A 25,111-nucleotide genomic window follows, 5' to 3' on the forward strand; every position below is an offset into this window, starting at 1 on the left:
CTTACGGGGTAACCGTGATTGGCGTAGTGGTAGTGCTTTCCAGGTCCGTACCGCTCGCGGTCACCGTGGTGGCGCCCGGCGCTTGGGCCTTGAGCTGGAGATAGGGAGAATTCGCCTGGCCCGCCGTCACCGTCGTCGACATTGGCACCGTGGCCACGCCTGGCGCGCTGCTGGTTAGATTGACCGTGAACGGGACCATCGCCGTGTTGAGCGTGGGGTACAGCGCTCCTGGCACATGGAAGCCGACGTAGAAGTCCGCCGTGCGTCCGGCCTGTAGGGAGGCCGGCAACGAAATGCTGGGCCGCGCGAGCACCGTGCTTACGGCAGCCTCGGGCGCCGAATCGTACCCAGCCGCGGACGCACCTACTGTTGTCGAGCCCAAGCCGACGCCGGTGACGCGGAAGCGCATGGAGGAACTGTTTGCTGGAATGGTCACCGTAGCCGGCACCGAGCACACGGCCACCGCGCTACAGCGGAGGCTGACGACGAGCGGATCAACACCGTTGAAGGTGGCGCTTCCCGCCACACGCTCCACGGAAATTTCGTACTCGTAGTTGGCCAGCCCCTTGCCGACCACCACAGTCGGGCGGCTGAAGCGCAGGGCGGGTGTCGTGACGTTGACGGTCGGTGAATCGGTGGCCGCAATACCCGTGGCCGTCGCGCGCACCTTGTAACTCCCTCCGGCACGCGGCGTCTCGACGAACACCGTGTTGCTGTACTGGGAACCCGCTGCAATGGTGGCACTGTCCACGGCTGCGCCGCCGGTCAGGGCGCTGTGGAAGCTGCTGACATTGCCTGCCGGCTGTGCATCGACGACCGACAGGGAAACGCGCAGCGGGGCGGCCGCGGTCTGCAGGGTCGGATAGGTGGAGCCGTCGACGTAGGTCTCCAGATAGAAGTCATCGCGTGCGCTGGCGGGCGTCCTGCTCGTATCCAATGCACTGAACTGGAACCGCGGCTGTACCACGGACACCTGCAGCGGTACCGACGTGGAGACGTAGCCGGCGGCCGACGCGACGAGCTTGACCGCGCTGCCGCTGGTGAGGTCGACGCCGACCACGCGCACATATCCGATGCTCTGACCGGCGGGAATCACCACCTCGCCCGCAACCGCCCGTGACGGGTCGCTGCTGCTGATGGTCACGGTGAGCGCGTCCGTGCCATTGAAGGCGACGCCGTCAACCATCCGCTGAACGCCGACCTCATAAAGGTAGGGGCTCAATCCCTTGCCCACGACGGTCGCTGTCCGCGAGAACGCCAACTGCGGAGCCGTCACCGCAACTGCGGGGGACGTTCCGGTTCCGAGATCCGGGTTGGACCCCTTGATCCGATAGGTTCCCGGGGACGTCGGTTGACCGACATACAACCAGCCGGAAGACTGCGAGCCGGCCGCTATCACGGCACGCGGCACTGGTGCGCCACCGCTGGCTGCAGTGTAGATGCCATCGATGATCCCGGAAGGTGCCGCATCGACGATGGCCAGGTCGACGAACGTCTCCCGGGCCGCGCTGGCCAGCGTGGGATACATAGCCCCTTCGACATGCAGCTGCACATACATGTCGTCGCGCGTGCTTGCCGGACTGCGTTTGGTATCCAGGCTCTCGAACCGGAAACTCGGCGCGACCACGCTTACGGCAAGCTTGGTGGGTGGCGAGGTGTATCCCGGTGCGCTCGCATCCAGGATCGACGGCGTAGTGCTGGTCAGCTCAATACCCGTCACCTGGATATAGGCCTGCGACTGCCCCGCAGGTATGGTCACAGACGATGCGAGTGACTTGCCGTCGTTGCTGGTCAGCGTGACGGTCAAGGGATCAGCACCGTTGAAGATGGCACCATCGACGTACCGCTGTACGAGCAATTCGTACTGGTAGTTCATCGCCCCCTTACCCACTACTACCGAGGACCGGCTGAAGCGAAGTTCCGGCGCGCTGACCGTAACCGGCGCGGAAACGGTGGAGCCAAGCCCGGTGCTTGATGCACGGACGGCGTAGCTGCCGGTCGTCATGGGCGTTCCAATGTAGAACCAGCCGCTGGTCGAGTTGTCTGCACGAAGGGTGATGGCCTCGATTGACTCATCCGACGAAGGCGTGCCATGGAACCCGCGCACGATACCAACGGGCGTGGCCTGCTCGATGGCGAGGTCTACCCGGGTGTCGCGGGCTGCCACCTGGTTGTTGGCGTAGTTGGCCCCGGGCACGACGAGCTGGATGTACACATCATCACGTGCACTGGAGGGCGAACGGCGCGTATCGATCGATGCCAGCTGGAACTGCGGCATGACCGTGCTGACTTTCAACGGCGCGGGTGCTGCCAGGTAGGACGTGTGCGTCGCCTCGATCGTGACGACCTCGCTGCCGGTGACTTCTACGCCCTCCACCTGGAAGTACGCGTAGTAGGTGCCTGCCGGGATGGTCACCCGCTCCGGCACGCGTACAAATGCCGGATTGCTGCTGCGCAGACTCACCTCTACCGCACGCTGCGGCGAATAGTGATTGCTGCCCACGCGGCGATAGACATACATCTCGTACTGGTACGTCTTCAGGCCCTTGCCGACAACCTGGGTGGTGCGCAGGAAATCCAGCTGGGCCTGCTGCTGGATCTGCAGCTGTACCGTCGCGGAGGCAAGGCCTGGGCTGCTTGCCACCAGCTCACTGGTTCCAACCTGCAGGCCGGTGACGGTGATCACGGAACTTGCAGAGGTCTCGCCTTCGGCGATGCGCACTTCCTGTGGCTGCACGGATGCCAGCGAGGGATCCACGATAGCGAGAGTGACCGTCACACCGCCAGCGGGGGCTGGTCGCGACAAGCGCACCGGATAGGTCATCACCTCACCTTTGGGCAAGGCGACGCTCGTCCCGGCCTCCCCGAGACCGATTGCAATGCTCTCGATGCTGGCGCTCAGCTGTCCAGCCTCATAGCCGGGCGCACTGGCGTCGATGCGCACACTGCCAGCGCTGACGCCGCTGAGCACGAAGTTCGCGACGGTCTCACCCGCAGCGACCTGCACTGACGCCGGGACGGTGGCGACGGCTGTGTTGCTGCTGCGCAGTTGTACGGTGAGTCCGCCGGCCGGGGCCGGATCGGACAGCGTGAGCGGGATCGAGCGGGCCAGGCCCGGTGTGACCACGGTGGCCGATGGCAGATTCAGTGACACCGGACGCACCGAGACGGTGGACTGGCCCTCTACGTGATTGTCTGCGCTGGCGGTGATCGTGGCCACGCCCAGTGCATGACTGGCCAGCGGCACCTTGAGCGTGGTGGCGCCTGCGGCCAAGATGGCCGTCTGCGGCACGCTGGCCACGGAGGTGTCGCTGCTGCGCAACTGCACCGACAGCCCGCCGGCCGGCGCCGCTTTGCTCGCCACAAGTTCCAGTTCCGTGGTGCGGCCGGCACCCAGCAGCAGTTCCTGCGGTGACAGGCGCAGGCTCGGCGGCAGCACCACGCTGACCGTGGACTGGCCGGAGACCATGCCACTGCGGCTGGCCGTGATCACCGTGGTGCCGGTAGCGGCCGCGGTCAGCTCGAAGCTGGCCGACGTCTCACCGGCGGTGACCAGTAGACTCCCGGGTACGTTCGCCACGCCGGGAACGCTGGACACCAGCGTGACCGTGGCGTCGACAGACAGCGCATAGGGCAGCGCGACGGTGAAGCGGGTCGCCACGCCACGGATGACTTCTGCCGGCGACGGGGTGATGCGGATCTGCGCGGCCTGCACCGGCAGCGCCACTTCATTGGAAAGGAGGAACTGCCCGGCAGCGGCCGGGTCCGGGCTGCGCAGCCGCACGGCGAGGTTGGCCAATGCGCCCTGGGTGGGGATGCCGACGCGCAGGCGAGTGCTGTCCAGCCATTCGGTGGGCTGCACGACGGTGTTGAGCAGTACCTTGGTTTCGCTGCTGAAACCACGGCCGACGACATCCACCTTGACAGTGCCCTGCCCCACGTACAGCTGCGCAGGCTCAAGCGCGAGGATGGTCGGCTGCGGCGCGAGAACGCGCAGCGTCGCCGGGCCATCGGCAATGCCGGCGTCGGTCAGCAACGACAATGCCGCCACACCGGGTTCGGCATCAGCGGCGGCGGTGACCTGCAGGCGTGCGAGGGTACCGGTGGCACCGGGAAGCACCTCGATGCTCAGACCCGATGTGCGCTCGACCGGCACGGAAAGACCTTCAAGGCGTCGGCCGGCAACGTCGACTGTCGTGGTCTGCCCGGCCTGCAACGTAGAAGGCGTTAGTGTCTCCAACGTAGGTGACTGACCGACCGACAACGTGCCGGACTCCACCACGTAAGGAATGCCGCGAAGGCCCCAGCTCACGTTGCCGGTGATGTCGCCGGCGGGGACAACAACACCGTTGATGTCGTTACCACGGGCGACGTTGCCACTGCCGCTCAGCGACGCGGCGAGATCAGCGCTGATTGCCGCGCCCGCATTGTCCAGGATTTCGACATGATGGAACTGCACGGCATTGCCGCGTACGACGAAGCCACTGCCGTGTTGGAGCTGCACATGATCGAGCTGGACATCACGCGCTCCGGCGTTGAACGTCCATGCCTTGAAGTCACCCGCCGTGGGTACCCCGCCCTGTTGAGACTTCGCCGAGAGAATACGGATGCGCGCATCACGGCGCCCTATGGCCTTCAGACTGCCGGACTGCACATGGGCGGCCACGCCGGCAGCGACAAGGATGTCGGTGCCTGCTTCAATCTCCAGTGTCGCCCCGTTCTGTACTACAAGATCGGTCTGCAGCAGGTACGGCGAGGCAGCCGCGGTCCAGCGCGTGTCGGTCGCGATCGCGCCACCAACACGCGTCTGGGCTGACGCGACACATGCAATTGCCATCAGCGTGAGCGCGACCAGCCCCTGCCACATCCTCGTGGCGGGCCGGACGCGCAGCCACGCGCCGCGCTGATGCGCGACCGTTCCTGCTTCCATGCGTTTCCCCTTAGCGGTTTTCTGCAGCAGCCCAAGCCGGGAAGCCGCCGTCAATGACGGCTACCAGCCTGTGGCCCTTGGCAAACGCCGTGCGCGCCAGCGCGTCGGCAATGCCATCCCCTTGATCGATCAACACCAACCACCGCCGCTTGGAGAAGCGTTCCAGTTCGGCTTCAAACTCATGCGGCAACAGCGATTCAGCAGTCGCGATCGTTGCGACGTCGAACCGCTCGCGGGAGCGGAGATCGACCACCTGCATATCCACCGCGTCCGCCAGCGCAAGCGCCAACTCGACCGGCTTGACACGCAGCGGTTCGGTCCGGTCAACGTCCTGCATGCGCGGCAGGCGGCTGCTCTTCCATTGTTCGGTGTTGCCCAGCAGCCAGCGCGCCTGCGCGCCTTCGCGGCGGTCACGTTGGGCTGCATCCTGAGCAGCGCGAGTCGATAGTGCAGTGCTGTAATAAACCCGCTTCACATCGGCCAAGTCACCTGATGACGACGCATCGTCGGCGTTGATGATCGCGACCTGTTCGCCGTGTGCAAGTTCCTCTGCAAGCGCCTCGGCGCTCACCGTGGCACGGGCGGTGGGTGCGATCTCATTGGCAGCGAACCCGGCAGAAGGTGCCAGGCAGCCAGTGACAAACACAAACATTCCAAACAGGCCAGGCGATATCCGTCGCCCTGCAGCAGTCAGCTGATTCACAGTCATCCTTGTACCCAGCGGGCAGTTGCCATCCCCATGGCAAGTCATGGGGAAGTATAACCATGCAAAAATCCGGCGCGCAACGGAAATTGTTCTGTTGCTCATGGTGTCACCGTGATCGTGGACGTGGTAGCGCCCTCAATGTCCTGCCCGCTGGCAGTCACCGCTGTGGACCCGGGCGATAGTGCACTGAACGGCACATTGGTGACCCGATAGCCACCGACCGCGACCGTGACGGACGCCGGCACCGTGCCGACGCCGGGTGCGCTGCTGGTGAGGTCGATCGTCACTGGAATCACTGCCACATGGCTGGACGGATACGCCGCGCCTGGCACTGAGAGCGTGACAGTCATTGCGCGAGAGGTGCCGGCCTGCATGCTGACATTGCTCATGTTGCCGATCGCCACCTTTGGCGCGATCACACTGACGGGGACATCCGGGGCTGCATCGTGCCCGACCGCGGAAGCACTTACGGTCGTGACGCCCAATCCGACGCCCGTTACCCGCACCACCGCACTGCTTCCACTGGCCGGAATGGTCACCGTCGTTGGCACGCTGCAGACCGCCTCGGCTGAGCAGCGCAATTGCACCACGACGGGGTCGACCGCGCTGACGGCCACGCCGTCGACGACACGTTCGATGCTGAGCTCCGAATCGTACGTTCGCATGCCCTTTGCCACGATGACCTGGGCCCGGGTGAAGCGCAGGCCTGGCGGGGTAACGGTGACTACCTGGGAGGTTGCCTCGGCGATGCCTGTGGCGACGGCCCGTATCCGGTAAGTGCCTGCCGCGCGCGGCGTCTCGATGTAGACGTAGGGGGACTGGCTTGACCCGGCAGCAATCGGAATGCTCTGCACGGTCGTACCTGCGGTAGCTGCCGAGTGGAAGCTGCTGACGATGCCCGCCGGCACTGCGTCAACCACGCTGAGGTTCATGGTGAGCGCTGAGGCTGCCGTCTGCAGCGTGGGATTGTTTGCCCCAGGAACGTATAGCTGGATGCGCATGTCGTCGCGCACGCTCCCGGGGGAGCGCGTCAGTAACAGCGAGTTGAAGCGCAGTTCCGGCGCGACCACGGTGGCTGCCAGCGGAACCGTCGAACTGACGTGGCCGGCGGCACTCGCAGTGAACTCGACCGGCGTACCACCCGTGAGATCGATGCCCCTCACCCGCGCATACACCAAGGACTGGTTGGCCGGAATGACGACAGGGTCGATGACCGCGCGGCTGGGATCGCTGCTGGAGAACGTGATGGTGACCGGCTCGGCCGTGTCTGCCGCGACGCCATCGACGATACGCTGGACATAGAACTCACTCGCATAGTTCTGCATTCCCTTGCCCACCACGGTTGCCGCCCTCGAGAAGCGAAGGCTGGCGGCCGTGACCTGCACCGCAGCGGAAAGTGTGGAAGTGATGTCCGGGTGCGATGCGCGGAGGCGATAGCTGCCAGCGGCGATCGGCGTGCCCACATACACATAAGGGCTGTAGCTTGCGCCTGCCGCCACGGTCACCCCGCTCACCAGTGTGCCGGCGGTCAGCGCAGAATGTATGCCGGCGACGATGCCGTCGGGCTCGGCGTCCACGACGGTGATGTCCACCGCAATACTCGTCGACGCGGTATGCAGCGTCGGCTGGTTTGAACCCGGCACGTACAGCTGGATCCGGACGTCGTCCCGTGGGCTTGTCGGACTGCGACGGGTATCCATTTGATTCAGGCGGAACTCCGGCTCCACTACCGTGACGGCCAGCTTGGTTGCAGGAGAGGAATGGCCTGCGGCCGCTGCATCGATGATGGACGGCGCACCTTCCGTCAGCGCCTTCCCGCTGACCATGATGTTGGTCGACGACTGATTGGCCGGAATGGTCGCTGACAGTGCGAGCGCCTTTCCATCGGACGAAGTGAATGTGACCGGCAGCGGTTCTGCGCCGCTGTAGGGCGTGCCATTCACCACGCGTTCGATCAGCACTTCGTGGCTGTAGTTGGTCGTTCCCTTGCCGGACACCATCGCGGTTCGGCTGAATCGGAGGGCAGGTGCATCGACGGTGACCAGCGCCGACGTGGTAGAGCCGATACCCGTGCTGGAAGCATGGACGGCGTAAGCACCGTTGGTGGTCGGCGCGGCGATGTAGAACACCGGCGTCTGCGTTGTGCCCTGCGTCAGGGTGATGGAGCTGAGCGTATCCGCGCCGAGCTGTGTCGCGTGGAAACCGGGCACGATGCCGGGTGGCGAGGCATTGGCAATCGCCAGGTCCAGGACAATATCGCGCGCCGCCACGTGCGATCCTGGCTGGGTGGCGCCTGGAACGTAGAGTTGAACGCGCACGTCGTCGCGCGCACTGGCTGGCGTGCGTCGAAGGTCAAGGCTGCTGACGCGGAACTGCGGCTCGACGACACTTGCACTGAGGCGCGTCACGGGCGCCAGGTAGCCTTCGGCCTCGGCGTCGATGGTGACCACTCCGCCACCGGTGAGCTCCACGCCTTCGGCCTGGAAATACACATAGTAGGTGTCAGCGGGAATGACGACACTTTCCGGGACACGTACTTTCGAGGAATCGCTGCTGCGCAGGCGGACCTGCAGCGGTTGCTGTGCCGAATAGGACGAACTGCCGATGCGACGCTGTACGTAGAACTCGCTTGAGTAATTCAGCGCTGCCTTGCCGAGCACCGTCGTGGTCCGCGAGAAGCTGAGCTGGGACTGGGCCTGCACGGTGAGGGCGACCTGGGCCGGTGCCAGGCCTTCCGAGTTGGCCAATACACGCGTTGTGCCTTCCATCTCCGCCGCAATCGTGACCGTCGCGTTGGCTTGGATCTCGCCCTCCGCAATACGTACCTGGCGGGGCTGCACGTCAGCAAGCGCCGAGTTCTCCACCGACAGATCGATCAGCACGCCGCCTGACGGCGCTGGACGTGCCAGGCGAACCGGGTAGACCACAGAATCCTTGTTCGCCACGCGGATCGCGGTGACTGCAGGCACACCCAACGTGATCTGGATGCTCTCGATGCTGGCGCTCAGCTGCCCAGCCTCATAGCCGGGCGCAGTGGCGTCGATGCGCACACTGCCAGCGCTGACGCCGCTGAGCACGAAGTTCGCGACGGTCTCACCCGCAGCGACCTGCACTGACGCCGGGACGGTGGCGACGGCTGTGTTGCTGCTGCGCAGTTGTACGGTGAGTCCGCCGGCCGGGGCCGGATCGGACAGCGTGAGCGGGATCGAGCGGGCCAGGCCCGGTGTGACCACGGTGGCCGATGGCAGATTCAGTGACACCGGACGCACCGAGACGGTGGACTGGCCCTCTACGTGATTGTCTGCGCTGGCGGTGATCGTGGCCACGCCCAGTGCATGACTGGCCAGCGGCACCTTGAGCGTGGTGGCGCCTGCGGCCAAGATGGCCGTCTGCGGCACGCTGGCCACGGAGGTGTCGCTGCTGCGCAACTGCACCGACAGCCCGCCGGCCGGCGCCGCTTTGCTCGCCACAAGTTCCAGTTCCGTGGTGCGGCCGGCACCCAGCAGCAGTTCCTGCGGTGACAGGCGCAGGCTCGGCGGCAGCACCACGCTGACCGTGGACTGGCCGGAGACCATGCCACTGCGGCTGGCCGTGATCACCGTGGTGCCGGTAGCGGCCGCGGTCAGCTCGAAGCTGGCCGACGTCTCACCGGCGGTGACCAGTAGACTCCCGGGTACGTTCGCCACGCCGGGAACGCTGGACACCAGCGTGACCGTGGCGTCGACAGACAGCGCATAGGGCAGCGCGACGGTGAAGCGGGTCGCCACGCCACGGATGACTTCTGCCGGCGACGGGGTGATGCGGATCTGCGCGGCCTGCACCGGCAGCGCCACTTCATTGGAAAGGAGGAACTGCCCGGCAGCGGCCGGGTCCGGGCTGCGCAGCCGCACGGCGAGGTTGGCCAATGCGCCCTGGGTGGGGATGCCGACGCGCAGGCGAGTGCTGTCCAGCCATTCGGTGGGCTGCACGACGGTGTTGAGCAGTACCTTGGTTTCGCTGCTGAAACCACGGCCGACGACATCCACCTTGACAGTGCCCTGCCCCACGTACAGCTGCGCAGGCTCAAGCGCGAGGATGGTCGGCTGCGGCGCGAGAACGCGCAGCGTCGCCGGGCCATCGGCAATGCCGGCATCGGTCAGCAACGACAATGCCGCCACGCCGGGTTCGGCATCAGCGGCGGCGGCGACCTGCAGGCGTGCGGTTGTTGCGGTAGACCCCGGTTCCACCTGCACGGTGATCCCCGGCTTGGCAGCCCGCGCCGAAGTGAGCCCACCCAAGCGTTTCCCAGTCACCTCCACGGTGACGCTTTCGCCTGCCTGCAGGGTCGCAGGCAAAAGGCGATCTAGCGTCGGTGACTGGCCCACCGATACCGCACCGGATTGGAGGACATAAGGTATTCCGCGAAGTCCCCAGGTGATGGAGGTGGTGACATCACCGGACGGCAACAGTACGCCATCGATACCGTTTCCACGCGCGACGTTGCCGGTACCGGTCAGCGATGAAGCGAGATCAGCGGTGATGGCGGCGCCGGCATTGTCCAAAACGGATACGTTTTCCAGCCGCAGGCTGGCACCACGCACCTCCAACCCACTCCCATGCTGGAAGACCATATGTTCCAGATGGACGTTGCGTGCCCCGGTGTTGAAGGCCCACGGTTTGAAATCACCCGGCGCGCCACTGGCGTCCGAGAGGGATTTCGCGGAAAGCACGCGGATGGGTGCACCCCGGCGTCCGATGGCCTTCAGCGTTCCTGACTGCACGTGAGCGGCGACGCCCGCAGCGACATGGACGTCGGTGCCTGCCTCGATCTCCAGGGTGGCCCCGTTCTGGATGATGAGATCAGCTTCAATCAGGTACGGTGAGGCGGCTGCAGACCAGCGGGTATCGACCGCGATGGCGCCGCCCACACGGGTCTGGGCGACGCTGGTGACGCTGATGAGCAGCAGCGCGCACAGCAGCAGCCACTGGCTCGTGCTGGCCATCACGCGTACACGCTTGAGCGCGGCGCAGCAATGCGCCACCATCCCTGGTTTCATCGTTCGTCCCTTTGCATTGATCCATCAAAGCAGGTCGTGGAGCATGCGCCAGTCCACTTCCCTGGCCTGGGCGCCATCCGTCGGGGCAGAACAGACATCCGTCGACGCTGCACGACCATCCCCATGGTCATGCGCGGCGGAGTATAGCCACAGCGGCTTGGCTGAGGCAACGTCCAAAAGCACGGCCTTGGCCGATTGAGCAGGAAAGCGCGGCACCAACCGTGCCGCGCCGCCCCTTCAAGTATCGATCAGAAGCTGTAATCGAGCGACACGCCCACCGTGCGCGGCTGCATCATCACCGCATTCCAGCGTCGGTACTCCAGCGCGCCTGCCGCAGGAATCGTCCTGCCTGCCGCCACGTAGATGTCCTTGTTGGTGAGGTTGGTGATGAAGAAGCGCACGGTCGTGTTCTGGCTGCTCACTTCCGCGGTCAGATCGACGGTGGTGTAGCTGGGCAGATCAAAGGACTGCGTCGACGCCACCGAGGCCGCGCGCTCGCCGTAATAGCGCAGCGCTCCGCCGACGCTCCAGCCCCACTCGCCACTCGTCGGGAACTGGTAGTCGGCCTGCAGGCTGCCTGCCCATTCGGGCACCTGCGGCAGCTGTGCACCGGATTCGGCCTGGTTGGGGCCGCCCGGGCGGGCCGGGGGAATCGGCGCGGTCAACTTGGCATCGGTGTAGGTCAGGCTGCTGCTCAGGCGCAGGCCGTCGACCGGCATCAGCGCGCCGGTGAATTCAACGCCCTGGCTGCGTGCTTCGCCACCATTGACGCCATAGGAGATGCCCTGGGGCGTGAGCAGGTTCAGGCGGATGTCATCCCAGTCGATCCGGAACGCCGCCACTTCCACCAGCGCACGCCGATCCCAGAAGTGGGTCTTGAGGCCGGCTTCGTAATTGATCAGCGTGTCCGACTTCACCTGCGACGGCACATCGGGGGCGGCCGGCAGGATGGGGTTCGGGCTGCCGGCGCGATAGCCGGTGGCCACGCGCACGTAGGCCATGGTGTCTTCGCCCAGGAACAGCCGCGGACTGGCGCTCCAGGTGGTCACGCTCTCGGAGGATTCGGTGATGCGCTGCACCCCGTCGCCGCCCAGCGGACCGCCGAGCGTCTGGCGGAACTCCTGGTCATTGCGCGCATGGCGCACGCCCAAGGCCAGATCGAAGCGGTCGGTGAATTTCCAGGTGGCGTTGCCGAACACGGCCTTTTCTTTATAGGTGGTCAACACCGAGGCGGTGAACAGATCGAGCACCGGGATGAACGCCGGGCTCAATGCACTGCCACGCTCGGTGTAGGTGGCATCCTCATCGGTGTAGAACGCGCCGAGCTGCCACTCCAGGCGGCTGTCGCCCTTGGAGGTCAGGCGCAGTTCCTGGGTCCACTTCTTCAGTTCGATATCCGTGTCCAGGCCAGCATAGGCCATCACCGGACCGACGCCCGGCTTCTGGCCGAGCAGCGGGATGTACTCCACCGACTGGTCCTGAAGGCGCCACGAGTTGGATTTCATCCAGCTGCTGGCAGAGGTGAAATCGGCCCAGCCGAGATCCCAGTCCACCGTCAGGCCGTACACGTCGTACTTGATCGTGCTGGGCTGCAGGAACAGGTATTCATTGGCGTAGCCGGGCAGCTTCGGTTTGAAGGTGGCCGGGTCCAGTGCGACCGTCGCGAAATTGTCGCCCTTGTTTTCCTGGCGCATCGCGGTGAGCAGGACATCCACCGTGTCCGACGCCTTCCACAACAACGAAAGGCGGCCGGCGTTCTGGTACACATCGTTGGTGTCGCGGCGATGCAGGACGCTGTTGTCGATCCAGCCCGGGCTGGTCTGCTCGGCGTAGCTGGCGCGCAGGGCCAGCTGACCCTCCACCAACGGCACGTTGACGGCGGCACGCTCGGAATGGCCGACCCGGCCGCCATCGTCGACAACGCGCATCGTGGCGCCGACGCGGCCCGAGAAGTCCTCGAGGTCCGGCCGCTTGGTCACGTACTTGACCACGCCGCCCAAGGCACTGGCACCGTACAGCGTGCCCTGCGGCCCGCGCAGCACTTCCACGTTCTGCACGTCGTAAGGCAGCAGGTCGAACATGCCGGAGGTCGCACCGGACAGCGAGCCGTTGGCGGTCAGCGGCACATCGTCGACATAGATCGAGGTCGAGGCGGTGTTGCCCATCGGGGTGATGCCGCGGATCGAGATCGTCGAGCGGCCCGGCGCGCCGAGGCTGGTGATCTGCAGGCCGGGGACCAGTCCGGCCAGGTCGTTCATGTTGTTGACCTGGAGGCGGTCGAGCTGCTCTTCGCTGATGACACTGATGGACATCGGGATATCGGTCACCACTTCCACGCGTTTCTGCGCGGTCGCGGTCACGGTGCCCAAGGTATGTACCTCGTCGCGGTTGGGGTTCTCGGCGGCGACCTGTGCCAGTGCCGTGGCGCTGCAGCCCAAGGCCAGGATGCCTGCAGTGCAGGCCAGCGACAACGCGTTCATTCGGAGCGAACAGTGACTCATGTGATGAGACCTCGGTAGCGAAGCTGGACGCCCACGGCAATGGGCACGGAATGCGGCAGTCAGGGCACCCCGTAGTGCTGGGGTGGTGCCGGCCTGGCAATGACGCTCCTGGGATGAATGGCTACTTACAAGCCCATGTAGGACACAATAGTCCTGTTCAGAGAACTGTCAATCCTGCGTCGCAGCATTGACATCATTTCGTGCGCCAGGCGCGCCCCGCGCCTCAGCTCCGGGCGCCCCATACCGCGTCGTCGCACCAGATCGTGCCGTCGCGATAAACGACCCCCGGGCTACGGTCCTGCTTGAGGAAGGTCGGACCGTCCAGGTCGACGAGGTCACAGAGCTGCCCGACCACGAAGCCCGGCGCGGCCCCCAGGCTGCTGCACACCATGCAACCGACCATCACGCCCAGATCCGCTTCGCGCGCCGCGGCCGCGATCAACAGGGCTTCGGTCAGGCCGCCGCATTTATCGAGCTTGATGTTGAATACCTTGAAGCGGCCCTTCAGTCCTTCCACGTCCGCGAGGGTGAGCGCGCTCTCGTCCGCGGCGAGCGGGATGGGCGACACGAAGCCATCGAGATCGGCTTCGCGCCCGCGTGCCAGTGGCTGTTCGATCAGTGACACATCGGCTGCAAGCATGGCCGTCACCAGACGGTCGAGATCGCCGATCAGATAGCCCTGGTTGGCGTCCACGCCCAGCCAGACATCCGGGCGCACCGCACGAATGGCGGCGACGCGCGCGATGTCGAGGTCCAGGTCACCGGTCAATTTGACCTTGATGGAGCGCGCCTGCCGATACGCAACCGCGGCCGCCGCCATGGCTGCGGGGTCGTCGGCACCCACCGTGAATGTCGTCGGCAGCGGCCGTGGCGCAGCGAGCCCGGCCAGCGCCCAGACGGGTGTGCCGGTCTGCTTGGATTCCAGTTCCCACAGCGCGGCATCGACCGCGTTGCGTGCGCCGCCAGCGGGCAGGATCGCACGCAGCTCCTCGCGTGTCGGATGGGCTTCGATCGCATCGCGCGCCGCTTCCAGCTGGGCGCGCATGGTCTCGATGTCTTCGCCGAGGTAATAGACCCCGGTCGCCTCACCACGACCGACATGCGTGCCGTCATCCAGGGTGACCAGGCAGGCCAGCCGGGAGTCGAATACGTGACTGGCGATACGGAAAGGGGCTGCGAGACGCAGGGCGTCTACCGCAATGCCGAGTTTCAGGCGGGCCATCAGACGTTCACCCCGTCGGCGGCACGGTCACGCGTGATCGGGGGCGTCGCCAACAGCTTGATCGAGCACATCTCGTTTCCCTGCCTGAAGGTGAGTAATTCTCACATTGAGACAGTAGTTCTCTATTGAGAGAACTGTCAATGGGCGCCGCTGTGGGCGCCCTCCTTCTTCTCTTCGCTTCCGGCTACTTCGTCGGTGCGACGGCCGGGGCGAGCGCCGCCGCGATCCGCGACAGATGCTTGTTCCAGTCGAACTTCTGCCCTTCCGGGGTCCAGCCCAGACGCACGATCACGGCATCCTGCGAAGGGATCACCGCCACGATCTGATGGTTGTGGCCCATCGCCATGAACGCATCGGGTGGCACATCCTGCAGCACCTTGCGCCCCGCTTCCGTGGCTTCTGCGCGGTTCAACCACAGCTGGGCGCCGTAGGACGGTCGCGGCGATGCGGGGGTCGGCGTCAGCGCGAAGTCGAGCCATTCCTGCGACAGCAGCTGCTTGCCGCCGGCCTGACCGTGGTTCAGGTGCAGCAGCCCGTAGCGTGCCCAGTCGCGCGCCGTCGCATAGCCATAGGAACTGCCGACCAGCACACCGGATTCGTCCGGTTCGATCAGGGCACTGCGCATGCCGGCGGGCTCGAACAGCCGCTGCTGCGCGAAACGGGTCATGCCTTCCAGGGTGCCGCCGGTCGCCTCGAAGACGATCCGCGACAGCAGGTTGGTCGTGCCCGACGAATAGCTCCAGAACGTCCCCGGGGCGTGCTCCAGCGGCGAAGCAGCCGCCAGTGCGCCCATGTCGCCTGCCTCGAAGAGCATCTTGATCGAGTCATTGCCGGGCTTGTAACTTTCGACGAACGCCAGCCCGCTCGACATCGTCAGCAGCTGGCGCAGCGTGATGGCGCCACGCGGATCGCCCGCACCCTTCCACTCCGGCACGGGCGCAGGCTCATCCAGCTTGAGTACGCCATCATCGACCAGCAGGCCGACCAGCGTGCCCATGAAGCTCTTGGTCGCCGACCAGCCGAGCATGCGGGTGTTCTGGTTGAAGCCGGGCGCATAGCGTTCGGCGACGATCGCGCCACCCTGCACGACCAGGATTGCGCGGGTGTCCGGATAACCATCCACGTTCTGCTCATCGAAGGCGGCCTGCACCGCTGCATCGAGTGCGGCGCGGTCGAGGAGCGTTTCAGCGGCGGCCTGAAGTGCCGGCACGGGCTGGTCGCCCTGCGGCCACGGGCGTGCAGAGAGCGGCGACAGCGGCTTGAGCCGGGCCGTCTGGGCCTTGAGTGCGGTGAGCGGCACGTCGCCGGTGGTCAGCGTGCAGCCGACTGCCGGACGATGCAGCGCCGTGCGGGTGGGCGTGCCAGGCGCGGAGGCGGTGACGGTACCCGCCCTGCGGTCCACCGACAGCGTCACCGCCTTGGTGAAGGGCGCCAACGCGTGGATGTCATCACGCAGTACGTCGGCCTCGGCGCGGTTGGCCACGAAGATGCCCGCGCAGGCGATCTGCGCCGAGACAGCCGTGCCCAGGTCATCCGCGCTGGCAATCGGGGGCGCGGCAGCAAATGCTGGCGCAGACGTGGCGAGCGCCAGGGCGAGAAGGCTCCCACCGGTGGAATGTCGGATCATGAGGTGTGTCCTGTGTATGTTGGTGCGCGCACGTCTTTCAGCGCGTGCGGCATTGATGGCGCAGCGCCGAGCCGGCCCTGGCGCCGGTGTGCTTGCCGCCCTCGAAGCCGACCACGCCGTTGACGATCACGGTCTCGATGCCGGTCGGCGCGCCAGCAGGTGCATCCCAGCTCGCTACATCATCCAGTGTGTCCAGATCGAACAGCACGATGTCCGCGCGCATGCCCTCGCGGATCAACCCGCGATCGCTCAGCCCCATCCGCTGCGCCGGCCAGCTGGTCATCTTGCGCACCGCATCCTCCAACGTCAGCACGTGCTGTCGCTTCACATACTCGGCGAGGATGCGCGGGAAGGTGCCATAGGCGCGCGGGTGCGGCAGGCCGATGGCGCCGTCGCTGCCGTAGTTCACCGCCGCCGCGGCATCACTACCGATGCTGACCCACGGTTGGCGCAGCGCGAGCTGCACGTCCTGTTCGCTGATCATGAAGTACAGCGCAACCGCGCGATTGGGCAACCCTTCGAGCGCGATGTCCCAGGCCGCGTCCGCGGGATCGAGATTCAGTTCCTTGCCGATCTCGGCCAGCGTCTTGCCGTGGAACCGCCGATATTTGTCGCTGAAGCTGTTGGCCAGGCGCACATTCTCGAAGCCGCCCGAGGCATGCACCAGGTTCGACCAGCCGGGCATTGACCCCGCCGCGACCTCTTTCTTCATCCGCTCGCGCACCTTGGGGTCACGCACGCGTTCAATGCCTTTCTCGAGACCGTCGGCCCAGACCCAGCTGGGCGCGATGATTTCCAGGCCGGTGCCACCGGCGGTGTAGGGATACAGATCGGCGGCGACATCGACGCCACGGTCGCGTGCGGCATTGATCGTCGCCAGCGCCTGCGGCATCAGCTTGCCCCACTCCGGCGCGTAGGCCGCCTTGAGGTGGAAGATCTCCACCTTGACCCCGCCCTTCTCGCCGATCTCGATGGCTTCCTCGATCGCCTTGACCACACCCTCGCTCTCGTCACGCATATGCGTTGCATAGAAGCCATCGCATTGGGCGGCGACCTTGGCCAGCGAGATCAGGTCCGAGGTGCTCTGGAAGCTGCTGGGCGCATAGATCAGCGCACTGGAGATGCCGAACGCGCCGGCCTCCATCGCGATCTTGACCTGCTCGCCCATGGCATCGAGCTGCTTGCGCGTGGGCGCGCCCGCGGCATCACCCATCACATGCACGCGGGCCTGGGTCGAGGAGTAGTAGGTGCCGAAGTTCACCGCGATACCCTGCGTTTCCAGCTGCTTGAAGTAGCCGGGCATCCCGGAGGCAGGCACCGGCGGGCCACCCTCGCCGCCGATCAGCGTGGTCACGCCCATGCGCAGTTTGTTTTCCGCGGCGCCGTCCTTGAGCAGCGCTGCACCGGACTGGTCCATCATGTCGATGAAGCCGGGTGATACATAGCGCCCGGTGGCGTCGATCTCGCGGGTGCCGTGTCCGGGGACCTGGCCGACCTGGACCACCCGGCCGTCCTTGATCGCCACATCGGCGCGGACCCACGGATTGCCGGCGCCGTCGAGCACGCGGCCACCACGGATCACCAGGTCATGGTCGGCGGCCGCCACGTGGGTGGCCAGCAGCATGGACAGGCCCGCCCAGAGCAGGGTGCGCTTCATCATTTCATCTCCTTGTCGGTACGCCCGTCAGCGCGCACGTCATCCACCACCTCGCGGACCGCAGCAACCACGCGATCCGGCTGATCGATCTGGATGTAGTGGCCCGAGTCGCTCACGATCTGTTGCTGCCCGCGGCTGGACAGGGCGGCCTGCTCGGCATGCAGCGTGCGCCATTCCTGCTTGAACCGGGCGCCCTCCTCTGCCGACAGACCCATCTTCTCCAGCTCATCGGGCTTGAACGGTTTCAACGCGGTCAACACGATCACCGGGCGGTCGCCAAACGACGTCACCGCGCGGGCATCGTCCATGGTGCTGTCGAAGCCGTCGAGTTCGGCGGTCGCGCCGGTGACCGAGGCGCTGGAGAAGGCCGTGATCTCTGCGGCCTCATCCTTGGGTCGCGGGCCATGATCGGCGCGCGAGAACAAGAAGCGCACCAGGCCGGTCCGCGACAGCGCCGTCGCGGTGTGCATCAACAGCGACACCTTCTTCGGATGGACATCGATGCTCACCACGCTGCCGAGCCGGGCGATCTGGTCGGGGTGCGAGGGGTCGACCATCACCAGGCCGGCCACCTGCCCGCCGTAACGCCCGACATAGGTCCGGATGTACGGCCCGCCGATGGAGTGACCGACCAGCACCAGCGGATCGGTGATGCCGGCGCCTTTCAACAGGGCATGCAGGTCATCGGCCACGGCCGACGCACGCTGCGGGGTGTCCTTGGCGTCGCTGCGCATGATGCCGGCGCGATCGTAGGCGCAGGCACGGGTGAAGCCGGCGATCCGGTCGTGTACCCGCGTCCAATCCATCGTCCCGCCCGTGCCCAGCCCGGATTCGAAGATCACGGTCGGCGAGCCGCTGCCGCGGCACTCGATATGCATCTGGCGCCCGCCGATATCGACCATCTGCCCACGCAGCGGATGGTCGGTCGCCGCGCTGCGGCGCGCGAGCGCCTCGTACACCACCCCGATCAGGGTGAGAAGGATCACGAGCGCGAGCAGACCCAGCAGGATCCACTTCACCCATCGCCAAAACCGCCGCCAACCCTTTACTGCTGTCATGTCGTGCTCTCTTGAATGGCGTACTGAAGCGCGTGCCACACCGCGGTTGTGATCGGCGGAAGGCGTAGGAACGGGGTGGCCGTGACGGCCGCGAAGCGTCCCGGATAGGATATAAACGTCCTAATAGGAGAATTGTCAATCTGCAGCGCGCCACGGGCGCACTGGCCGCGGTCACCGTTGTGAAGACCCGCACTTCACGCGACGCACACTACCCTCTTGCCGTCACACCCCACGGAGCTGCCCCCTCGTGAGCCGGCACTGGCCGCCAACGCGCGCTTTAAAAGGACTTTCCAGTCTCCCCCTGCTGCTCTGCAGTGCTCTTGCCGTCGCCCAGGTCGCACCCGGTGACGCCGCCATTCCCGCCCTGGACTGGCAGCAATCCCAGCAGCGCCTGGAACAGGTGTCCGATGCCCTCGCCGCTGCGGATGCCTCGGTGCGCAACAAGCAGGACCTGCAGGACGCCACCCGCCTGCTGCGCCTGCCGGAGATCACCGGGGAAGTGCGTCGCCTGCAGTTCCAGAAGACCCTGACCCTGCCCCTCGGCTCGCTGGCCCCCGTCGCCGAGGCCTTCGGTATCGACTCGCCCCTGCAGTTCACCGAGCGCGATTGGCGGACCCGTCCGGTGGTGACCGCGGTGCTGCCGCTGTACACCGGCGGCCTGATCCCGGCCGCGCAGCAGGCTGCGGCCGGCGCCACCGACCAGGCCAGCGCCGAGCGCGAATCGCAACGGCAATCCTTGAGCGTGCAGTTGGCCCAGGCCTATTTCGGCCAGCGCCTGGCGGAACAGGCGGTCGACGTGCGCCGTGACGTGCGCGACGGCCTGCAGCGTCACCTCGACGATGCCCTGAAACTGGAGCGCGAAGGCTTTGCCACCCGCGCCCAGCGCCTGCAGGCCAACGTGGCCCGCGACAAGGCCGAGCGCGAATACCAGAAATCGCTCAATGATCTCCAGACCCTGAAGGCGGCGCTGGCCACCCTGCTCCGCAGTGGTGGTGAGGTCCGGCCGCTGTCGCCCCTGTTCGTGCACCGGGCGCCGATCGGTGCGCTGCCCACGTTCGAACGCGATGCGCAGGCCCGGCAGCCACAGATCGCGCGGCTGCGTGCCCTGGTGGCCCAGGCCGAGCAAGGCGTGCGGGTTCAGCAGGCCAAGCTCAAGCCCACCGTGTTCCTGTTCGGCCAGTACGATTTCCGTCGTCGCGATGAAATGCTTACCGATCCGGACTGGGCATTCGGCATCGGCCTGAAGTACACCTTCCTGTCACCCAGTTCGCGTCCGGCGCAGATCAGCGCCGCCCGCGCGCAGCAGGAGCAGGCCGAAGCCGGCCTGCGCGAGGCCGAGAACCAGGTGACGCTCGGCGTCCGCAAGGCCTGGTACGAACTGGACACCGCACGCCAGCAGTACCTGCTGCTGGACAGCAGCATCGAACAGAACCGTGAGAACCTGCGCCTGCAGGAGCTGGCGTTCCGCGAAGGCCAAGCGACCTCGCTGGACGTGATCGATGCACGCCTGGGGCTGGGCGGCGCGCAGGTCGAACGCGCGCAGGCGGCCTATCAGTATGACGTGGCACTGGCACAGCTGCTGGAGATCAGTGGACAGATGGATCGATATGAAGAATTCCGCCGCCGCGGCGACGAGGTGATCGCGCATGAATGACACATTGCAGGCACCGGCCGACGCGCCGCCGCCGAAGAAGCGCAAGCTCGGCATCCTCATCGTGCTGGTGCTGGCGATCGTGGTGGTGGTCGGCCTGTGGCTGGCCTGGCGTACCCCGGCCGAACAGTTGCAGGGCATGGCCGACGCCGACACTGTCAACGTCGCCGCCAAGATCACCGCGCGGATGGCCGAGCTGAAGGTGCGCGAGGGCGACCGGGTCAAGGCCGGCCAGGTGCTGTTCGTGCTGGACAGCCCGGAAGTCGCCGCCAAGGAAGAACAGGCGCATGGCGCGCTGGACGCGGCGCGCGCCGTGGCCGACAAGGCCGACGAAGGCGCCCGCAGCGAGGACATCCGCGCCGCGCAGGCCAACTGGAGACGCGCCGAGGCCGGTGCCACCCTCGCCGACGCCACCTATCAGCGGGTGCAGAACCTATTCAACGAAGGGGTGATGACGCGGCAGAAACGTGACGAAGCCCTGGCCCAGGCGCGCAGTTCGCGCGAGCTGTCCAATGCGGCGCGTGCGCAGTACGACCAGGCGCTGGCGGGTGCCCGCGACCAGGACAAGCGCGCCGCGCAGGGCCAGGTGCGCCAGGCACAAGGCGCGGTGGCCGAGGTCAACGCCGCCCGTGATGAGGTCAACGGCCGCGCACCCGTGGCGGGCGAGATCAACAAACGCATGTCCGACATCGGCGAGCTGGTGCCGGCCGGCTACCCGGTGTTCACCCTGGTCGACATCGATCACATGTGGGTCTCGGTGAACCTGCGTGAGTCGCAGATGCGCGGCCTGAAGGTGGGCAGCCGGCTGCGCGGCAACGTCCCCGCGCTGGATCGCGATGCCGGGTTCGAGGTGTATTTCATCAATCCGGCCGGCGACTACGCCACCTGGCGCGCCACCCGCCAATCCTCCGGCTATGACGTGCGCAGCTTCGAGATCCGGCTGCGCCCGGTCGCACGTATCGAAGGTTTCCGACCGGGGATGAGCGTGCTGTTCGCGTGGCCGCAGGGATGAATCGTCCGGTGTGGGCGGGCATGACCGCCTCGCTGCAGCGCGAACTGCATCACCTGCGTCGGGACCGCGCCGATCTGCTGCTGGTCACCCTGCTGCCGGCGCTGATGCTGGGCGTGATGGCCTGGCTGTTCGCCGCCTCGGTGATGCGTGATATTCCGATCGCGGTGGTCGACCTTGATCGCAGTGCCGAGAGCCGCCAGCTGACGCGGATGCTCGATGCCAGCCCCGGCGTGCGCGTGACCAGCCAGCCGTCCAGCCTGGCCGATGCGCAATCACAGATACGTCGGCTGGAGGTATTCGCGGTGGTCCTAGTGCCGCGCGATGCGACACGTAGTGCGCTGCGCGGCCGCCAGGGCACGGTGTTTGCGTACTACAACGCCACCTACCTCACCACCGGCCAGTCGGCCGTTCGGGATATCGTTGAAGCGGTCAGCGCCTGGAATGCGCGGCTGCTGGGCGAGCGCATCGCCAAACAGGTGGGCCCGGCCACGCTGCGCGCGCCGCCGATCGCGGTGCAATCGGACATCCTGCACAACCCGGCACGCAGCTACGAGCTGTTCCTGCTGCCGTTGCTGTTCCCTGCGGTCCTGTCGCTGGGGCTCGCTCTTGCCGTGGCGGCCAGCCTCGGCCGTGAAGTCCGTGATGGTCACCTGCGCGACTGGCTGGGCGCCGCGCCGTGGGCGGCCATCGCCGGCAAGATCGCGCCGTATGTCGCGCTGTTCTCGCTCTACGGTGCGCTGGGCGTGCTCTACCTGGCCCTGCTCCGCGGCGACGGCATCGCAGGCAGTGCGCTGCTGCTGATGCTGGCCCAGCCGCTGTTCTATCTGGCCTGTGCGGCGGTGGCGCTGCTGTTTGTCGGGCTCACCCGCGACATGGGCACGTCCCTCTCCGCGATCGGCCTGAGCATCGGCACGGCCTTGGCATTCTCGGGCGCCACCTTCCCGGTGGTGGACGCGCCGTTGTTCACCCGGATCTGGAACGTGCTGCTGCCGCTCACCGCTTACGTCAAGGTGCAGACCCAGCAACAATTCGTCGGCGCGCCCTGGAGCGTCTCGCTGTGGCCGTTGGGCACCTTGCTGCTGATGGTTATCGTGGCCGGCGGCATCGGTGGCTGGCGCTTGATCGCCGCCGCCCGCAGCCCAGATCCGCTACCGCCGGCTGCGCAGAACGAGGCTGGCGCATGAGCCGTTTCGCCTCCAGCCTGCGCTTGACCCTGCGCACGGCACTCACCGACCGCTATGCGGTGGTGCTGATGGTGGGCGCGGTGGTGCTCTACTCGTTCTTCTACCCCGCCGCCTACCGCCACCAGGTGGCCAGCAACCTGCCCATCGTGGTGGTCGACCACGATCAGAGCGCCACCAGCCGGGAACTCCTGCGCCGGGTCGATGCCCTGCGCACGGTCCGCATCGTCGAGCAGCCGGCCAGCGTCGACCAGGCCCGCGAAGAGATCGAGGCCGGCAGGGCCGAGGGCATCCTGCTGATCCCGGCCAACCTCGAACGCGATATCCTGCGCGGGGGCCATGGCTACCTGGTGCTGATGGGCAACGGGGCATACCTGGGCCGCGCCAGCTGGGTGCTGGGCGGCGTGGCCGATGCCCTGACCGCCTTTGCCCGCGAGGCTGCGGTGTCCCAGGCGGCGTTCATGGGCGCGCCACAGGCACCGCCGATCGCCCTGGTGCAGCGCCCGTTGTACAACACCCAGGAGGGCTACGGCAGTGCCATCGTGCCCGGCGTGGCCGAACTGATCGTGCACCAGACCCTGCTCATGGGCATCGGCGTGCTGCTCGGCGCGCGTCGGCTGGCGCTGGGCCGCCGCCTGCGCTTCGACCTGCCGACGTTGGCCGGCATGGCGGCGGGCTTCGGCACGATCGGGCTGCTCGGGCTGCTCTACTATGCGGGATTCACTGCCTGGGTGCAGGACTATCCACGCGGCGGCAATCCCATCGGCCAGTTGCTGGGCGGCACGTTGTTCATCGCCGCCACCGTGGCGTTCGGGCTGTTCGTCGGCAGCTTCTTCGCCACCCGCGAGCGTGCGTTCCAGGTGGTCATCGCCTGCTCGATCCCGCTGTTCTTCCTGGCCAACCTGTCCTGGCCGGCGGTCACCTCGCCGCCTGCGCTGGTGGCACTGGCCCACCTGCTGCCCACCACGCCCGGCATCAACCTGATGGTGCGCCTGAACCAGATGGATGCGAGCCTGGGCGAAGTCAGTCACGAACTGTGGACGCTGGTGGCGCTGCTGGTCCTGTATGGCGGCCTGGCGGTGTGGCGCCTTGGGGCACGCAGATCACGTTGACGCTATAAAAACATGAACCAATCGCCGCTGGGACAAAGCTCCCAGCTGCTTTTATAGCGTTCTATGCTCAGGTGGGACGCTTGAAAAATTCTTGTACCTACCGCGCAATCCAGCGGTCGTTGCGAATCGATTGCGCTGCTATGGAGTGCGCTTGCCAGTCTTATGTGCTGACGTACGGGGGGATATCGTCGTAGCCGGCGCCTTTACGATCCTGCGCACTCGCCCTGCCAAAACCCCGCCCAAGCTTACTCCGCTAGCCTCCGCCTTCTTTGTCAGATCCCTCAGAACCAGCGCGCTGGCTCTAACCCACATTGAACGCTCCGCGGACCCCTTGCCGGACCGAACCTCCTCCAAGCGAACATGGGCGCGCTTAGTCTCGACCAAAAGTCCAGACGACTTGGCAGGCCTCAAAGCCTTTATCTTCTTAACCTTGATCATAGGGCTTCTCCGTTTGCAACATGATTGTCCGATACAGCTTGACTTTCGTCAACAGGTATGATTTTCACAAGTCGAACAATGCGCCGCCCCTTTCTAATCGCGCGCGAGAACCCCAATGCGGCGTAATAGTCCAAAAGCGCTTCCACTGGTCTATCGATGCAAATCTCTTTGCATCGCAGCAATTTCGCAAGCTCTTCCAGATACGTGACGCAAATAGGACCGACGAGGTCCTCAAAAGGGTTGCGGGACGGATTGCGCTCCATGAAGTGTATTGTCGCGACAACTCTTCGACGGCTGACGCGCCCGAGTGCAATCCCCTGCAAGGTTTCGCCGCTACATATGGCGAGATCCAGCCTAGCTTCTCGGCGAATGATCTTTCGCCTCTCGATCTCCCATTCCCAGTTCGGCTTGATGTGAACCATGGCTTCCGGCCAGCTATCGCGCCAATCCTGAACTGCCAATAGATCGTGGTCTTCGGTATCCCGAAGCTCAAGTTGCGGCGCTTCAGTGGCGAATAGAGCTTCGACAATTGAGCAGGTTAACTCGCGAATTTCACTATGTCGAAATGCCGCTTCGCGGCGCTGGTAAGCACGGGTCGCCATAGAGTTAATCATCATCCCTGTTTGTGCGAAGTGTAACGACTGAGCCATCGACCGTCGACAGCCTATCAGTGCTCAGCGACGCACTGCCCCGCCCCTCGCTCCTTGTCCAAGGTAGTTTTGACGGATAGCACTGAAATATGTCGCGGCAGATGCGATCAAAATGACCAACTGACCTTTGTCGCACATGACCCTTGACAGCAGGTGGTGCGACAGGCGCCTTTCCGTCGACGTGGCCCGAAGTTCGCAGGGCTCAATCGAACTCACTCTAGATCTATGGTCGGCATTGTCGCATCATGGCGAGAATGAGGAAGCGGCAAATAAGCATTTGGCATCGGCACGATTCTAGGATAAAAAAATATGGAAAGACGAGAGCGGCGC

The 25,111-nt window shown here is 65.8% G+C and carries 13 protein-coding genes; 4 read left to right on the top strand and 9 right to left on the bottom strand.

What is annotated here, in order from left to right; translation table 11 throughout:
- Position 1 precedes the first annotated feature (1 nt).
- From AB9O74_RS02945 to AB9O74_RS02980, 8 genes are all read right to left on the bottom strand, one after another.
- The gene (locus tag AB9O74_RS02945; protein WP_369348356.1) at positions 2-4,930 is read right to left on the bottom strand and encodes a hypothetical protein; all 4,929 of its coding nucleotides are present in this window, start codon (positions 4,928-4,930) and stop codon (positions 2-4) included.
- Between the two features lie 10 nt (positions 4,931-4,940).
- Entirely contained in the window at positions 4,941-5,582 is a 642-nt protein-coding gene (locus AB9O74_RS02950; protein ID WP_369348357.1) for a rhodanese-like domain-containing protein, read from the bottom strand.
- A gap of 152 nt (positions 5,583-5,734) precedes the next feature.
- Complete coding sequence (locus AB9O74_RS02955) at positions 5,735-10,672, bottom strand: hypothetical protein (protein WP_369348358.1); 4,938 nt, start codon at positions 10,670-10,672, stop codon at positions 5,735-5,737.
- A 248-nt stretch (positions 10,673-10,920) separates the two neighbouring features.
- Entirely contained in the window at positions 10,921-13,173 is a 2,253-nt protein-coding gene (locus AB9O74_RS02960; RefSeq protein ID WP_369348359.1) for a TonB-dependent receptor, read from the bottom strand.
- 223 nt (positions 13,174-13,396) lie between these two features.
- Complete coding sequence (locus AB9O74_RS02965) at positions 13,397-14,395, bottom strand: dipeptide epimerase (protein WP_369348360.1); 999 nt, start codon at positions 14,393-14,395, stop codon at positions 13,397-13,399.
- 184 nt (positions 14,396-14,579) lie between these two features.
- Positions 14,580-16,022 (bottom strand): serine hydrolase domain-containing protein, encoded by a 1,443-nt coding sequence (locus tag AB9O74_RS02970; protein ID WP_369348361.1) that lies wholly within the window; start codon positions 16,020-16,022, stop codon positions 14,580-14,582.
- Positions 16,023-16,059: 37 nt separating this feature from the next.
- Complete coding sequence (locus AB9O74_RS02975) at positions 16,060-17,679, bottom strand: amidohydrolase family protein (RefSeq protein WP_369348362.1); 1,620 nt, start codon at positions 17,677-17,679, stop codon at positions 16,060-16,062.
- Positions 17,679-18,698: an alpha/beta hydrolase gene (locus AB9O74_RS02980; protein WP_369348363.1), complete on the bottom strand. Its 1,020-nt coding sequence runs from the start codon at positions 18,696-18,698 to the stop codon at positions 17,679-17,681. The genes AB9O74_RS02975 and AB9O74_RS02980 overlap by 1 nt, the downstream gene beginning before the upstream one ends.
- 340 nt (positions 18,699-19,038) lie before the next feature.
- Here AB9O74_RS02980 and AB9O74_RS02985 point away from each other — a divergent pair, with 340 nt between their 5' ends.
- Genes AB9O74_RS02985 through AB9O74_RS03000 form a run of 4 tightly spaced genes read left to right on the top strand, consistent with a single transcriptional unit; the run spans position 19,039 to position 23,693 of the window.
- Positions 19,039-20,391, top strand: coding sequence for a TolC family protein (locus AB9O74_RS02985; RefSeq protein WP_369348553.1), 1,353 nt, complete (start codon positions 19,039-19,041; stop codon positions 20,389-20,391).
- Positions 20,384-21,400, top strand: a complete 1,017-nt coding sequence (locus AB9O74_RS02990) for an HlyD family secretion protein (RefSeq protein ID WP_369348364.1) — start codon at positions 20,384-20,386, stop codon at positions 21,398-21,400. The genes AB9O74_RS02985 and AB9O74_RS02990 overlap by 8 nt, the downstream gene beginning before the upstream one ends.
- Positions 21,397-22,584 carry an ABC transporter permease gene (locus AB9O74_RS02995; RefSeq protein WP_369348365.1) on the top strand — a complete coding sequence of 396 codons (1,188 nt, stop codon included), beginning with the start codon at positions 21,397-21,399 and terminating at the stop codon, positions 22,582-22,584. Before AB9O74_RS02990 ends, AB9O74_RS02995 begins: the two co-directional genes overlap by 4 nt.
- On the top strand, positions 22,581-23,693 hold the full coding sequence (locus tag AB9O74_RS03000; RefSeq protein ID WP_369348366.1) for an ABC transporter permease: 1,113 nt from the start codon (positions 22,581-22,583) through the stop codon (positions 23,691-23,693). The genes AB9O74_RS02995 and AB9O74_RS03000 overlap by 4 nt, the downstream gene beginning before the upstream one ends.
- Before the next feature lie 434 nt (positions 23,694-24,127).
- Here AB9O74_RS03000 and AB9O74_RS03005 read toward each other — a convergent pair whose 3' ends face one another.
- Positions 24,128-24,733, bottom strand: coding sequence for a hypothetical protein (locus AB9O74_RS03005; RefSeq protein WP_369348367.1), 606 nt, complete (start codon positions 24,731-24,733; stop codon positions 24,128-24,130).
- Positions 24,734-25,111: the final 378 nt, after the last annotated feature.

It is taken from the genome of Stenotrophomonas sp. JAG2 (genome assembly GCF_041080745.1).
GTDB classification, from domain to species: Bacteria; Pseudomonadota; Gammaproteobacteria; order Xanthomonadales; family Xanthomonadaceae; genus Stenotrophomonas; species Stenotrophomonas maltophilia_AA.

What these genes read in the sequence shown, in the direction of transcription:
- AB9O74_RS02955 (WP_369348358.1), bottom strand. Translation starts at nt 10,672, where the DNA reads ATGAAACCAGGGATGGTGGCGCATTGCTGCGCCGCGCTCAAGCGTGTA.
- AB9O74_RS02990 (WP_369348364.1), top strand. Translation starts at nt 20,384, where the DNA reads ATGAATGACACATTGCAGGCACCGGCCGACGCGCCGCCGCCGAAGAAG.
- AB9O74_RS03000 (WP_369348366.1), top strand. Translation starts at nt 22,581, where the DNA reads ATGAGCCGTTTCGCCTCCAGCCTGCGCTTGACCCTGCGCACGGCACTC.
- AB9O74_RS02975 (WP_369348362.1), bottom strand. Translation starts at nt 17,679, where the DNA reads ATGAAGCGCACCCTGCTCTGGGCGGGCCTGTCCATGCTGCTGGCCACC.
- AB9O74_RS02960 (WP_369348359.1), bottom strand. Translation starts at nt 13,173, where the DNA reads ATGAGTCACTGTTCGCTCCGAATGAACGCGTTGTCGCTGGCCTGCACT.
- AB9O74_RS02995 (WP_369348365.1), top strand. Translation starts at nt 21,397, where the DNA reads ATGAATCGTCCGGTGTGGGCGGGCATGACCGCCTCGCTGCAGCGCGAA.
- AB9O74_RS02945 (WP_369348356.1), bottom strand. Translation starts at nt 4,930, where the DNA reads ATGGAAGCAGGAACGGTCGCGCATCAGCGCGGCGCGTGGCTGCGCGTC.
- AB9O74_RS03005 (WP_369348367.1), bottom strand. Translation starts at nt 24,733, where the DNA reads ATGGCGACCCGTGCTTACCAGCGCCGCGAAGCGGCATTTCGACATAGT.
- AB9O74_RS02950 (WP_369348357.1), bottom strand. Translation starts at nt 5,582, where the DNA reads ATGTTTGTGTTTGTCACTGGCTGCCTGGCACCTTCTGCCGGGTTCGCT.
- AB9O74_RS02965 (WP_369348360.1), bottom strand. Translation starts at nt 14,395, where the DNA reads ATGGCCCGCCTGAAACTCGGCATTGCGGTAGACGCCCTGCGTCTCGCA.
- AB9O74_RS02970 (WP_369348361.1), bottom strand. Translation starts at nt 16,022, where the DNA reads ATGATCCGACATTCCACCGGTGGGAGCCTTCTCGCCCTGGCGCTCGCC.